The organism is Candidatus Uabimicrobium helgolandensis (assembly GCF_041508025.1).
GTDB classification, from domain to species: Bacteria; Planctomycetota; Uabimicrobiia; order Uabimicrobiales; family Uabimicrobiaceae; genus Uabimicrobium; species Uabimicrobium helgolandensis.
Genome location: NZ_CP165719.1, coordinates 9,232,978 through 9,247,146, shown reverse-complemented (window position 1 = coordinate 9,247,146; position 14,169 = coordinate 9,232,978). Strand labels below are relative to the sequence as shown.

Below are 14,169 nucleotides of genomic sequence, written 5' to 3'. Positions count from 1 at the left end.
TTTTTTTCCTAGTGTGTACCAATAGGCATATTTTTTCGTATAATTTTTTGTTTTACAACTTGTAGTACTTTTTTCCAATCGAAAAAACTGCTATTTTCTTTTTTATAAGTATTTATAATGCTATTTATAACTTCAATGTCATAAACATCTTCTATATACAAACGTTCAAAAATTTTGCGCGCTTTTTTTGTCATATTATAAGTCTTGTATATGCGAGCTATATGTTTTAAAAAAGAGCGATTCACTGTATTTTTTCGCAGGTTGTCTAATTCTTTTAACAAAAGTTTTTGTTGTTCTGGGTAAAGCAGTAATTGAATTTCAATTTTACTTATTAGAAAGTGTATATTTTTAGGCATTAGCTTTACAGCTCTTTCTATATCCTCTAGCGCTTTTTTCTTTTTTCCAATTTCGTTATACACAACACCCCGTTGATAAAGAAATGTTGCTTTAGGGTATAAATCAATAGCGTAGTTTAGTATTTTTATTAGTCTTCGAGACTCTTCAGGCACCTTACTTTTCTCTTTTAAATACAAAACATAATCTAGATATCGACTTTCTTTAATACTATTTCCAGCATAAAGGAAATTCCTCTTCATTTTACTACGATTGCGAGCAAACATCCCCTCTATAGTTTTACTACGTTCAAATGCAAGAAAACCACCTTTTAAACGTAAATATAATCCTAATGCACTAGCTTTTTTATCGAGTTTACTACCTCTTTTCTGCACTTGCTTCCAAAATGTATCTACATTTGAATAAAGAGCGTGCGCTGCAGAAAAGATTTTTTGTTTATTTTGAAAATTTGCCTTTACTGATGCCTTCACATCCCTAATGAATTTTGTGCGATATTCTACTTCGCGCACTTTTAAAATATCTAAATTATTGCAAATAACCGCTAATACATTTCCAAACTCTGGATATTGATTTTTATGCTGACAACATATAACGAGCGGATAATCATTAATTTCTTTAATCAAAGGATTAACAATATAGCTTGCCAGAAGTTTCTTACGTAAAGGAAGAGCTTCGTTTTCTAGAAGTTCGTACAAATTATGTAGTGGAATTACAGATTGAATTGTACGAAAGAGTAGGACCTTCAAACTAGGATCTTTTAAAGAAGATAACAACTTCTTAATGTTGTGAATTTGTTGAAATTCAATTGCCATAGAAAAAAAGCCAAATTCTTTAGCATTGCGAAGTAACTCAAACTTATTTAAACTTAGAAAAAAATGAGAAAAGAGTATCTTGGGATTATTTTCTAAAAAATAAAAGTAGGCCATAAATTTAAGAGGAACAGGAACTTGCGTGTCGTTTAAAAAAAGACTTATTTTCCTCGATGTAGTATTCTCTAAACCACTCCACAATTTCGCGGCAAGATTAGCCAAAGAAAAATCGCGATTATTTTTTTGCAATATTTCTTCAAGAACAAGCTCAAAATTTGCATTACTAAAGATACTTGGTTTTGCTGTAGGTAAAATCGAAAATTCTTGATTTCGCGTTACGATTTCTTGTTGGATAACAAGTCTTTTAAGAACTTGCTTAACTAGTCGCGGTTTCTTTAGACCAAGAAAAAAAACGCTGTAATCATTCCTATTTGTTATATCAGTGCGCTCTAAAATAGCGTGATAAGCATATTTTCTAACAAATATATCGTTATTGTTAGCATTCTCTGCTACTGCAAGTAGGTATTCTTTTAACTTCTTTTCTTTTTTCATTACGTAAGCATAACTAACAGACAATACGTTTTCTGTTGATAATACTTTCAAAATAGATGGTAATTTTAGCTTTATATATGGCAATAGTAAGTGGCTATCTCTTTCAAGCATTGTGTCTATTATAAAATATTTATCAAATTTGGCATCAGAAACTTCGTCACACCATCTCCAGTAATCTTCAACTTGAGATTTTTTAATATCTTTAAATCCATAGCGAAAAAGTGTCAAATCATAAATAAATCGACCGCGAGAATCCTCAATTTTCTTACGGTATTTTTTTACATCATCGTACCCTAAAACTCTTAATAGAGTTTTTAATGCCAAGCATCGCATTACAGTATCTTCGTCAACATTATTAAAAATAAATTCAAAAATTTCAGAAGCATTTCTCTCTATTTGTGACAACATATAAGTATTATCTGTTTTATTTATATATGTTAAATAATAGCGATATAAACGCATTCTTTTTTGTATATAAAAATGTTGGTTATAGTTAAGTTGCGGAATGACGAGAGTCACTTCTTTTAGAATATCTTTATCAGCAGGAAGAGAACGCATTAACGATTCTCTTATTTCTTGTGGTGCTCTATTCATAAGAGAAATAAATTTTTTCTTATCATACCGTTCAACATTTAAATTATATAAATCGTAGTCTCGAGAATATTTTGTTTGTATAAACTTGATCGGAGAAGCAAAGATATCCGGCCTCGTAACTCTTTCATAAAAATAAAAAATTTCGTGAAAAATCTTCATGAAATTTTGATAATGCAAATAATCATCTCTAGAAATTTGTACAGGAATTTCAAAGAGGCTCATATCACTTTCACCAAAATCTATAGCATTTAGAGCGTGATTGTATGCTAAGTCTTTTTTTCCTTCGGCATAATACACTTGAGCTAGATATGAATGAATTTTTCCAGACATTGGCTCGCGACTAACTATATTTTCCAATATCCTAAGCAAAATTTTTCGTTGTTCTTCGACACCATCGGAACTTGAGGCTATTACACAATCAGCTATTGCATAAAGCGTTTCTTTCTCTCGCTTTAATTGATATGATTTCTCTAGATATTCAAAAGCTTCATCGTACTTTTGCCGTTGATAATCTAAAACCCCTAGATAGTAAAAAAGTCGGGGATATATAGTAAAAAATTCTTTTACATTTCTAATAACAAGAAATCTTTTGTGCGCATCTTTATAATTACCATTAGCAAAATGAATTTTGCCTTTCAAATAATTACATATATCAGAATAAGAAACATATTTTGTATATAGTTGCTGTGTTTGCGGAATTTTATCAAGAATACCTTGGGCTTTTTCAAAATCTTTTAATTCACACAACATCTCGCAAATAGCTACTAGACACGGAGTTTTTTGTGAAAATTGCTCGATTGTGTATGTTTTATTAAACAAAGAATACTCTTTTAATCCGATAAGAGTGCGAGCACGGTCTTCTTTTTTGATTTTTTTAAGAGGGATTTCGCGAAGTAAATGTTGTGCTTCTAAATAATCACGCGCATGTATAGCTGTTTTTATAAGGGCGATTTTGTCACTAGTAGTCATTTGCTGTCGTTGTTTTTCAACAGAGATATTTTTATACCAAAAAATCGAAAGCACCATACTCAGCAAAATAATAAAACAAATACTAACATTAACCCACGGTGATTTTTTTACATGTTGATGACGCAAATTCTTTTCTAAATCATTTATAAAATGCATCATTGTTTTATAACGTTTATCTTGTACACTATTTGTCGCTTTGGTACATATATAGCTAAGATCACTAGACACTTCGCATACATCAGAGAGACGACGATTTTCGTGCAACTGCAGGTTATAAAAAATCTCTATTTGACTTTCGCCTAAAACCATTTTTTCACCGCTAATTGCTTCAAACATTATACAACCTAATGAATAAATATCACTTTGTGCGTTTATACGGACACCTTTTACTTGTTCAGGAGACATATATCGCGGTGTACCTAAACGAGAACCTTCTGCAGTTAATGTCTCTTCACTTATCTTCGTGTTTTTGGCAATCCCGAAGTCGATTATTTTGGGATTATGGTTTTTCTCAATAAAGATATTTGATGGTTTGATATCGCGATGTACTATTCCATTTTTATGTGTATAATGAAGTGCAATAGCTATCTTTTTTATTAAAATCAATCGTTCTTCTAAAGGCATGTTTTGAATTGAAAAGGAGTCAAGAGTCTGTCCTTCAAGAAATTCCATTGCAATGTATAAACAATTTTTATAAACTCCAGCACTATAAACAGACACAATACTAGGATGTTTTAATTTACCAAGAACATTCGCTTCGCGAAGAAATCTTTTTGTAGAAATGCGACTGTTCCCTTCTTGAAGCAGAAACTTAACTGCAACAATTCGATGTGGTGTTTTACATTTATAAACAACACCCATACCTCCTCGTGCAATCTCTTCCAAAACAACATATTGGTCAAAAACTTGGCCTTCTTTTAAAAAGTCACTATCGATAAAAGCCGTTTCTTGTTCATTCATCTAAAATTCCATTGTATTATTTGGCCTGCTTAGAATTTTGTAGTGTCAACACACCTTACACTTCGCTAAGTTTTTTCACAACTTCATTAGGAGATTCACTAACAAATAGATTAAAATTTTCGCGAGATAAAAATTTTTGTTCTATCATAAATTCAAAAAAATGAAGTAAGTGTTTATAGTAATCAGCAACATTGAGAATGGCGCACGGTTTTTTCTGAAATCCCAACTTTGTCCACGTCAAAATTTCTAACAACTCTTCTAAGGTTCCTAGACCGCCAGGAAGAGCAATAAACGCGTCCGCAAGGTCAGCCATTTTTTGCTTGCGTTCGTGCATATTTTCAACAATAAGTAGCTCTGTAATTTCAAGATGAGCTAGTTCTTTCTCATATAGTGCCTTAGGAATAACGCCTATCACTTTGCCGTTATTTTGTAGTACTGCGTCGGCAAGTATTCCCATTAGCCCAACGTGGCCACCACCATACACAAGAGTAATTTCTTTTTGAGCAAGCAGCTTCCCTAACGCAATAGCTGCCATTTGATATTGCAATAAATTTCCTTCACATGATCCACAATAAACGCAAATACTTTTTATATTCAAGTTGTGTCTCCATAATATTTTGCTAGTTGAAAGTAAAAAAACAAACCACAGAGAAAGGTTTAGACTACAAAGTTTTTAATTAAAACAGGATGTATAATTGACCAAGGAGTGTTCCGAATAGACTTATTCGCAAAGATTCAAAAATGTGTTTTTGTAAAGATGTAAGAACACCCCGGGTGTCCGTGACAATCGGTGTAATAACTCAAAATAAAAATTTTGATTCTTCTTTTTGCGGGCACCACAAAGGTACCTTACTATGATTTTAAAGAGATGTGTTAGTCGTTGGGTATTATACTTTTGCTAATACATCCTGCAAAGCTTCTTTTAGATAGGGAAAGGTAAATTCGAAGTCTAATTGCTGTAATCTTTTTGGAAGCACTTTCTGTCCTTGTATAAGCGTTTCAGCAAATTCTCCAACAGACATTTTTAACAGCATATTAGGTATTTTCATCGTTGTGATTCGCGGAAGTATACTCCCTAAAGAGGCATTGAACTCATCATAACAGACCGGATTTGGGCTACAAATATTATAAATACCGTAAAATTCATCTTCATCTATTGCACGCTTAATAAAATGAAGTACATCTGTAATGTGAATCCACGAGAAATATTGCTTACCACTTCCAATACGTCCACCAATAAATTTCTGCCCAACAATATTTTTTATTGCACCACCATTTCCTAAAACAACACCCAATCTCATAATAACTACGCGGCATTTTTTTTCTATAGCAGAAAGTGCTTTCAATTCCCAATCCTTGGCAAGTAAAGCTAAATAATCTTTACCACTTACACTTGTTTCATCAAAAGTTTTGTCACGAGAATAACCATAGTAACCAACAGCAGAAGCATTAATGAGTAATTGCTTACTGTTCATTGCTCTAACAATTGCTTCTGTTGTTTTCAAACGCGCGTTTTGTAACTCTATTTTTACAGACCTTGGCCATTTTCGAGCAATATCATTACCACAAAGGTTTACAACAACATCAGATGACTGTAACTCTTCTTTCCACTTATCTGACTTTAAAATGTCACCAACAATATTTTTTCCTGCAGAAAAGTTTATTTTTCGCCGCGTCAAAGCAACAATATTGTGGTTTGTACTCTGCGTTAGTTTTTTAATTAAATTTTGCCCAATAAATCCGCCAGCACCAGCAACAAATATTTTCAATTTTCTTACCCTGGTAAATATCAAAAAAACCTAAATGTCGACACTTTCTAAAAAAACAAGGGCAAAAGTATATAACTTTTGCCCTTTTAATATTAAGGAATATTTACCTTAATACACTAAAGTAAGTTGCAACATACCTAAATAATTAATCACGTTCAGCAGGTATATAGATTACATCGTCATCCGTTTGCCATACTTCTTTTTCGGTAAGAACTTTACCAAGTTCTTGTACTTGACGATGAAACTCTTGGAATTCCGCTTCATCTGCTGGAGCTTCAATTTGACGCGCTTTAGTAATTTTTGAAGACTCTTTTTCGCGAACAAAAGCAGACATGTTCATTTGTTCTTTTGGTTTTAACAAATAAAGTGGTCCGCGAAGTTCCATTGTATACTGCTTTTCTAGATCTTCTGTTTTAATAATCACGCGTTTGGCTAGATAGTTGATTGCCATGTCAATTTTGTGCTTCATTGCACGTACTTCTACTTCCAAACCTGTTTCTGTCAACCACTGAACCCATCCGTATTTTAAATGTCCGTTTTGATCAGGATAAGCAATACACCACACAGAACCTTTTCTTTCAAGAACAGGAAAGTAAGTGTCTATGTTTTGTTCATCAACAGTGAACGTAACAGCATTGCTACTTCCTTGTAAACAGTCATCATGCGAACGGTATATTGTAAAAGATTTTGTTGCCTTTACACGATAAAGTGTATTCCACAAAAATAAATTCTTGGCATTGATCCAACCATGAGCATTATTTTCAAAAGGACTTGTACCAACTTTAACAGCAACATTATTATTGTCTTTACCAAATCTAAAAGCAAAAACATAATACTCTTTTACCATCTCCAAAACATTGCCATTTGGTTGTTCTAAATTTTCTGTTGTATAAGCAACAACTCCTGGCTTATTTGGAAGTCCCATAATTGGAAAACCATCTTCTTTTTTTATCCAATACCCGTGTGTTAACCCTTTGTATAAAAGAGCTCGGTCCATACCTGGATATTTATTTGGAGATGTTGATGGGATTAACTCTGTAGGTTTTTTGGCAGGAACAACTTGATTACTCGGAGCTTCAGCAACTTTTGTTTCTGTTCTTTTTGGTTCGATGTTTTGAACAATATCATTTTTCTCAGATAAATCTTGAGTTAAATCATTACTTGGAATTTCGTTACCAGGAAGCTCTTTTGGTGTAACTGTCGAACCAGCTTCTCTAACAACAAGCAACCTTTGAGCACTAACTGCGTGATCTACAGTTTGACCATTAAATTTTATTTGTAAATCAACACTCGCATTATTATCGTATACTCCAGGTAGCTTACTTAAGTTAATAATAATAATGCCTTTTTTTGTGGTGTGGAAATCAGCCATTTTTCCATTTGTGCTAATTGTGAGACGGCCACCTCTTACAATAGAAACATCGCGTTTTGTTCCCACGCGTTGCCAAGTTCCAGGGATCACATTTGTCGTGACTTCTGGCGTGACAGGCCCAGACAACAAACCTCCTTTTTCAGGACGGAAGTTACGAAAAGGCCAGATCATAGAGACAGGATAAATCGCCAAATCTGCATCTCCGTTTACAACTCCTCCGACAATAGCAAGGGGGGTAAATGGTACAGTAACTGCGCCGATAATAAATTCATCTATTTTGCGAGCTACTGAAAATGGATAATGCTTCACCACAATCTTAGTATCGTTTCTTGTAAACTTTGTGTACGTCACTTCTTTCATTAACTGAATTTTATACATTTTTGAAGAGACATCATCTTGTAGTGCTCTTTTTACAACAAGAGAGTTTACAACATCTTTTGTTTCTACCTTTGGTTGCTTTATTACTTCACGATGTGTTGCTGTATTTGCACAACTACACAAACAAGCAGTCAAACAAATAATAATTGCTTTGCCAACAACAGGTATTAATTTTTTTTTCAATGTAAACATCGGGTTCCTCCTAAAATTCAATCTCTGAAGAAAGTAGAACGGAATACCCATCAACAGAAAACTTATCTTCGCCGTTTATATCATCTTCGAAGAGCCATTCACCCTTTTCGTAAGATGCTTCAAGTGCGAAGCCAACAGGAAAATCACCACTAGGAAGTATTCCTACTTTAGCAAAAACCCCTGCGCTCCAACCAATAGCTTTCGTGTCTTCTTCATTTATAATATCATCATCATTAACTTCTTGTCCTGATTCATGGACTCCAGCAGTATGCCCTGATGCAAATGCACCTGCTTCAACAAATAGCACATCACCTAAAGGTTGTTTCCAGCTGACAAAAGGTCCACCACCTAGCATTAGTAATACAAAATCTGAAAATGCTTCATCACCGTTGGCAGCTTCTTCTACATCAATATCTCCGCCAAGCGCGCCTCTAAATTCAATGCCTGTACGAAATTCAGGAAGTGCTTCAATGATACTGCCCCCTGTACGAACTTTAACTATAAAGGAGTCTATACCATTAACTTTTGTCTCTACGTTTTCACCATCAATATTCTGTACTGATACAATGTCGTCATCTAAATTAAAACGCGCGTAACCACCGCCAACTTCCATAAACGGTTTATGACAACCTGTAATAAATATGCAGGCAAATGCATATAAAAGAATTAACTTTATTCTCATAGACGCTCCGGCTTCTAAAAATGTTTTAGATTTGCCAGCCTCCTTAGTTTATTTAAATAAATATATGACTTCTACTTATAGTTAGTTTACTATTTTAGACAAATTATGTAAATATTTTTCATAGAATTATTGTATAGTAAATAATCGCTACTTGCACTGAGTAGAAAAATTTAGGACAATAACATTGATATCTCGGGAGTTTTCGGACATAAAATATTTGTTATTTAGTTTTTAAGAAAATAATATTTATTACTAATTTTTTTTGATATCAGTTATTAATATCTCAAATAGAGATAGATAACAATTTAAAATGTCTACCTATATTACTAATCAGGTAATCACAAAATTTGCCTAGTTAGGGCGTTTTAACGCCTCCTATATATAAGTATAATAAAATAGGACGTTGTTTTACCATTATTTTTTGTTAGGAGATACCTTGGAAACACGTTGGCTACAAAAAGAAAGAGATGAAGGGGCGATAAAAAGCCTTGTAGAAGCGGCTGAAATTGATGAATTATTTGCAACAATCCTAGTAAATAGAGATATAGCAACTTTAGATCAATTTAATGACTACCTCAATCCCAAGTTAAAAAACATGCATGACCCACACTTGTTATACGATATGGAGAGAGCTGTAGAGCGCATAAAAAAAGCGATAGAGGAAGATCAGAAAATATATGTATACGGTGATTATGATGTTGATGGAGTTACTGGGACATCAGTTGTTTATGAGTGCCTAAAGGTGCTAAAAGCCAATGTGTTTTTTTATATCCCACACAGATTAAAGGAAGGGTACGGCTTAAATATCGATGCAATTCAACATATAATTGATGAAAAAGCTAGTTTAGTGATTACAGTTGATTGCGGAATACGCGGTTTTAAACCAATTGAATATGCGCAAGAACGTGGCTTAGATGTAATTGTTACTGATCACCACGAAGTAGATCCTGATAACCTACCACAAGCCTACGCCATTGTAAATCCTAAAGACCAACGCGGTAATTATCCTTTTAAAGGGATCTGCGGCGCAAGTGTTGGTTTTAAATTGTCCTGGGCACTTTGCCAAGCATTTTCGCCTGAACACGAAGACAAAGTACGTCCAGAACTTAGAGAATTTCTTCTAGATGCGATGGCTTTAGTTGCCATTGGTACCGTTGCAGATGTTGTACCTCTTTTAGAAGAAAATCGCGTAGTAACCCATTTTGGTTTAAAGGCTCTCGAAAAATCAGAAAATGTTGGTCTAAAAGCATTAAAAGAGGTTTCTAAACTTAGCCAAGCAAGCCCTATTACTCCTGAACACGTCGGTTTCAGACTAGGTCCAAGAATAAACGCCATGGGTCGAATGGAACATTCCCGCTATTCTGTAGAACTACTCACAACAAAGAGCCTAACTACTGCGCAAAAATTAGCTCGTAGCATGGAAGTAGAAAACCAAAAACGTCGAAAATTACAGCAACGAATATTCAAGCAAGCATTGTCCCAAATGGAGCGCTACGAATATCACAAAGAAAATGTAATTATTCTTGCTGATGAAGGTTGGCATCCTGGTATTATTGGAATTGTTGCAAGCCGTATAGTAGAAAAACACTATCGTCCAGTGTGCATAATTGGTGTCGAGAATGGTTATGGTAAATCGTCTGCACGATCAATCCCAGGCTTCAACCTTTTTCATGCCCTAAAACACTGCGAAGAACTACTTGTCGCTTTTGGTGGCCACAGCATGGCAGCAGGATTTAAGATAGAACAAGATAAAATACCTGCTTTTCGTCGTAAAATGAACGAGTTTGCTGAAGAAGTATTAACTCCTGAACATTTCATTCATTCTTTACATATAGATTTAGAAATTACTCTCGATAAAATCGATTGGGAATTTGCCGGTAATATTAGAAAGATGTCACCTCTTGGAGAAAAAAATCCTCCGCCAGTAGTGATAGCCCACGGACTAGAAGTTGTAATGAATCCAGCTCCAACAAGAGCAGGAGCAAAAGGCGAACATTTAATATTTTACGTTCGTCAAAATGATAAAACATTCAAAGCGGTTTATTTTGGTCAAGGTGAACGATTATACGAACTTATCGAGGCAAAAGTTTGCGATCTAGCTTTTTCTCCAACAATTAATACCTGGGGAGAAAATCACAATATCGAACTTATGGTCAAAGATATGAAAACATCTGTTGTTAAAAAAGGCTTTTAAGAGGTTTACATCGACTCCGTTATTAGTACTACAGTTGTAATTAAAATAACAAATAGGTAGCTATAAAAATTAGACACTCTGTAGGTCTTATTTTATCGATAGCTCTTCTCAAATAGCAAAAAATACTGTTATTTGTAAACAGCTAGAAACACCGAAAAATAAGGAACTGTACTTAGTTACAACTGTAGTATTAGGGCGTGTCATCATTCAAAATATTGTGTGTTTTTTCGAGCCTGAGCCCGTTTGTGAGCCCGTTTCCGAAACTTTCACTAACAATTTATCAAAGAAGCAAAGTTTCTTTTTCCATCGCAAAAAACTAGTATTGAACCAATAAATCACTTTCTGTCGCTCTCAAAAAGTTTTCGGGCGCGGGCTCGGGCTCAATACTACTGGCGTATCATTAAATGAATCCGTTATATTTTTATCTGTATTGAATGATGACACGCCCTACTAAAATTAGAAAACATAGCTCCAACTAACTTCAGAAACGGAAGAATTTGTAGAATAGATTTTCTTTATAATAGTGAGATGTAGGGGCCTTATGCTGTTACAAGACTCTACATCTCACTTCATTTACATGTATTTTATGGACTTACTGCTTAAATTATCAGTCACCTAACGCAACAGTCTAACCTAACCTAAACAAAAATTCTAATAGTCCTCGTCCACAAACCCACCTTGACTTTCAAAAACCAAAATTCCAGGGCTAGAGCTAATACAGTTTACAACAAGCTCGTTGTATTCTGCTTTCTCTTGAATTAAGTTAATGATATCTGCTTGAGATAATCCATTACGGATGTTTTTCACTTGGTACACCAAGTATCCAGGTGCTTCTGCTCCACCTGGAGCTATGTTTAACGTTCCTTCAAGATCTCTAATCGTATCGCGAAATTTCGTTTTTTGGCTACGAGTATCATACATAAACTTAATCTCATAATCACTAGTATCGGGAATTGTAGTACTTGTATATATTTCGCCAATAATTTTATCTGCTACAGCTTGAGAAACACTTCTTACACTAACATCGCGTGCACTATAACCGCCATTATTTTCGCATCCCCAATCAATGGCTCTTCCTTTATATCTTTCTCCTGATGAAAGTTGAAAGCGCCAATATTGTTGAGCAGTCTCTTTTCGCACCGCATGAGTTCCAACGGTAGCGTGCCAACAACTCGAACCTGTTGCCGGATCATATCGTCGGGAAGTTTTTAGAGACAAATAGATTAGAGCATTAGCTTGATTTGGGTTCGTGACTATTGTAAGATATTCACCTAAGCGATCTTGAACAGTTGCAAACATAAGATCTTGATTTACTTCGTTAGCTCCCATTGCATCAAAATCAGCAACGAATGCAACTTTAACGCCTTGAAGTTTGTGGCCACCGCTAGGAACGGGTTCATAAGGGTAGTAACCCCCATCAGGAGTTGTTGGACATCCGCATAGTCCCAAACTCATTGCAATAACCATTAAAATATTCAGTACTCTCATTAAAGTCTCCTAGAATCTGTATGAAAATAATAACAAAACTTATTTATTTACTATATCCAGAAAAAAATCCGCGTATAGGAAATTTTTTGTCTTTCGAAGATAATATTCCTTGTATAAGTTTGACATCTAAGAATTTTGATAACTACAAAAAAAAATCCTTCGATGCACTTTTGGTTTATCAATTTACCGATAAGCTCTTTGAATTAGTTAAGCCCGGTGGTTTTATTGTTGCTGAGAAAAGAGTTGACAATATTGCGTTTTTCCAATTAAAGGTTGATAACTATTTCTTTGTACGCAAACCATGTGATGAAAAGAATACCTTGTCTATTCGCGCTGCAATAACTTGGTGTAACCTAGCACTTCTTTTTACTGAAGACAGTTCAATTGAATCGCGAATACTCGTTTCTCAAGTTCTCAAAGTAAACACTTCCTTTTTGTATACATTTCCAGAAAAAAAATTATCATTATCCGAAGACAACACTTTAGAGTCTTTTTTACGCAAGAGACAACAACGAATACCTATTTCCTATATTTTACAGAACAAAAATTTTATGTCACTTCCTTTCTACGTAAATAAAGATGTTCTCATTCCACGGCCAGAAACAGAGTTAATTGTCGAATATGTTATCAAAAATTTTAAAAACAAAAAAATACAAGGACTAGACATAGCCACAGGAAGTGGTTGCATTGCAATTAGCATTCTATATTATTTACAACAAGCTCAATTTATCGCAAGCGATTTATCGTTTTTGGCTCTGCAAGTAGCACAAAAAAATGCGCATAAAAACAATGTACAAAACCGTATTTACTTTGTAAATGGCGACATGCTTTCTCCGTTTAAAAAAGCTGAAAATTTCGATATTATCATAAGCAATCCGCCATACATCTCATTTACGGATTACCAAGATTTGCAACCAGAGGTAAAACATGAACCGCAAATGGCTTTAACAGCAAAAGAAGATGGATATTATTTCTATCGCGATATTTTGCAAAAAGCTTGTGTTTATCTTAAGCCTGGAGGAGAACTCATTCTAGAAATGGGTCATTTACAATCGACAAAGATAAAAGAGATGATTTTTTCCCCTTTAGAATTTAAAGAGATCATGAAAGACTATGCTGGAATTGACCGTGTAATTGTTGTAAAAAAAATATAATCTGACGCAGTTTACTCAGAGCCTATTACAAAATTAATTGAAGGTGAAAAAATGAATTTATTTATTTTTGACTTAGATGGAACTTTAGTAGATACAAAAAAAAATATTGCACTTGCTATAAATTTTGCAATGAGAGCTATTGATCTAGAAGAAATACCTTTGCCTATTATTTCTTCGTTTGTAGGAGATGGTTCCAAACGTCTTCTTGAGCGTTGTTTTACTCACCACAATATTTCTGACAGCAATCTCTACTCTAAAGCATGGAACATTTTTTATGAATATTACTACGACAACGTAGAGCAGTGCACTCAGCTCTATCCAGAAGTTGAAAATGTTTTAAAACGTTTGGAAAATCATCATCTTGCTGTTTTAACAAACAAACCACAAAAAATGGCAAATAAATTACTTAAATACTTACAAATAGATGGTTATTTCTGCGAAATAATTGGTGGAGAAGCGCCAGAAAAACTCAAGCCTAATCCTGAAAATTTACTACATCTAATAGAAAAATACCCTGCAGATAAAAGCATTATGGTTGGCGACAGCAAGGTTGACATCCAAGTAGCAAAAAATGCTAACATACCGTGCATAGCTCTTACTTATGGTTTTGGTAAACGCGAAGAACTAGAAGAAGCAAACTTTATTATCGATTCATTTAATGAAGTTCACAAAGTCATAACCGAAAATTTCAGAAATTAGTGC

Annotated in this window: 9 protein-coding genes; 3 read left to right on the top strand and 6 right to left on the bottom strand. The window is 34.3% G+C overall.

Going from position 1 to position 14,169, the window contains the following annotated elements; genetic code table 11:
* Positions 1 to 8: 8 nt before the first annotated feature.
* From UABHE_RS34280 to UABHE_RS34260, 5 genes are all read right to left on the bottom strand, one after another.
* Positions 9 to 4,238: a protein kinase gene (locus UABHE_RS34280; RefSeq protein ID WP_372368003.1), complete on the bottom strand. Its 4,230-nt coding sequence runs from the start codon at positions 4,236 to 4,238 to the stop codon at positions 9 to 11.
* Between the two features lie 55 nt (positions 4,239 to 4,293).
* The gene (locus UABHE_RS34275) at positions 4,294 to 4,830 is read right to left on the bottom strand and encodes a TIGR00730 family Rossman fold protein (protein WP_372371721.1); all 537 of its coding nucleotides are present in this window, start codon (positions 4,828 to 4,830) and stop codon (positions 4,294 to 4,296) included.
* A gap of 295 nt (positions 4,831 to 5,125) precedes the next feature.
* Positions 5,126 to 6,007 (bottom strand): TIGR01777 family oxidoreductase, encoded by an 882-nt coding sequence (locus UABHE_RS34270; RefSeq protein WP_372368002.1) that lies wholly within the window; start codon positions 6,005 to 6,007, stop codon positions 5,126 to 5,128.
* A 145-nt stretch (positions 6,008 to 6,152) separates the two neighbouring features.
* Positions 6,153 to 7,949, bottom strand: a complete 1,797-nt coding sequence (locus tag UABHE_RS34265) for a hypothetical protein (protein ID WP_372368001.1) — start codon at positions 7,947 to 7,949, stop codon at positions 6,153 to 6,155.
* Positions 7,950 to 7,959: 10 nt separating this feature from the next.
* Positions 7,960 to 8,631: a hypothetical protein gene (locus tag UABHE_RS34260; RefSeq protein WP_372368000.1), complete on the bottom strand. Its 672-nt coding sequence runs from the start codon at positions 8,629 to 8,631 to the stop codon at positions 7,960 to 7,962.
* Positions 8,632 to 9,067: 436 nt separating this feature from the next.
* On the opposite strand from UABHE_RS34260, the gene recJ reads away from it, so the two are divergent.
* Positions 9,068 to 10,825 (top strand): single-stranded-DNA-specific exonuclease RecJ, encoded by a 1,758-nt coding sequence (gene recJ, locus UABHE_RS34255; RefSeq protein ID WP_372367999.1) that lies wholly within the window; start codon positions 9,068 to 9,070, stop codon positions 10,823 to 10,825.
* Between the two features lie 651 nt (positions 10,826 to 11,476).
* Here recJ and UABHE_RS34250 read toward each other — a convergent pair.
* Positions 11,477 to 12,313 (bottom strand): hypothetical protein, encoded by an 837-nt coding sequence (locus UABHE_RS34250; RefSeq protein WP_372367998.1) that lies wholly within the window; start codon positions 12,311 to 12,313, stop codon positions 11,477 to 11,479.
* A gap of 20 nt (positions 12,314 to 12,333) precedes the next feature.
* Between UABHE_RS34250 and prmC the strand changes: the two genes are divergently transcribed.
* Complete coding sequence (gene prmC / locus UABHE_RS34245; protein ID WP_372367997.1) at positions 12,334 to 13,467, top strand: peptide chain release factor N(5)-glutamine methyltransferase; 1,134 nt, start codon at positions 12,334 to 12,336, stop codon at positions 13,465 to 13,467.
* Positions 13,468 to 13,518: 51 nt separating this feature from the next.
* Positions 13,519 to 14,166 carry an HAD family hydrolase gene (locus UABHE_RS34240; protein ID WP_372367996.1) on the top strand — a complete coding sequence of 216 codons (648 nt, stop codon included), beginning with the start codon at positions 13,519 to 13,521 and terminating at the stop codon, positions 14,164 to 14,166.
* Positions 14,167 to 14,169 lie beyond the last annotated feature (3 nt).

Bases quoted from the DNA above. Each gene is read 5' to 3' on its own strand.
- UABHE_RS34280 (WP_372368003.1), bottom strand. From the start codon at position 4,238: ATGAATGAACAAGAAACGGCTTTTATCGATAGTGACTTTTTAAAAGAA.
- UABHE_RS34265 (WP_372368001.1), bottom strand. From the start codon at position 7,949: ATGTTTACATTGAAAAAAAAATTAATACCTGTTGTTGGCAAAGCAATT.
- UABHE_RS34260 (WP_372368000.1), bottom strand. From the start codon at position 8,631: ATGAGAATAAAGTTAATTCTTTTATATGCATTTGCCTGCATATTTATT.
- UABHE_RS34250 (WP_372367998.1), bottom strand. From the start codon at position 12,313: ATGAGAGTACTGAATATTTTAATGGTTATTGCAATGAGTTTGGGACTA.
- prmC (WP_372367997.1), top strand. From the start codon at position 12,334: ATGAAAATAATAACAAAACTTATTTATTTACTATATCCAGAAAAAAAT.
- UABHE_RS34240 (WP_372367996.1), top strand. From the start codon at position 13,519: ATGAATTTATTTATTTTTGACTTAGATGGAACTTTAGTAGATACAAAA.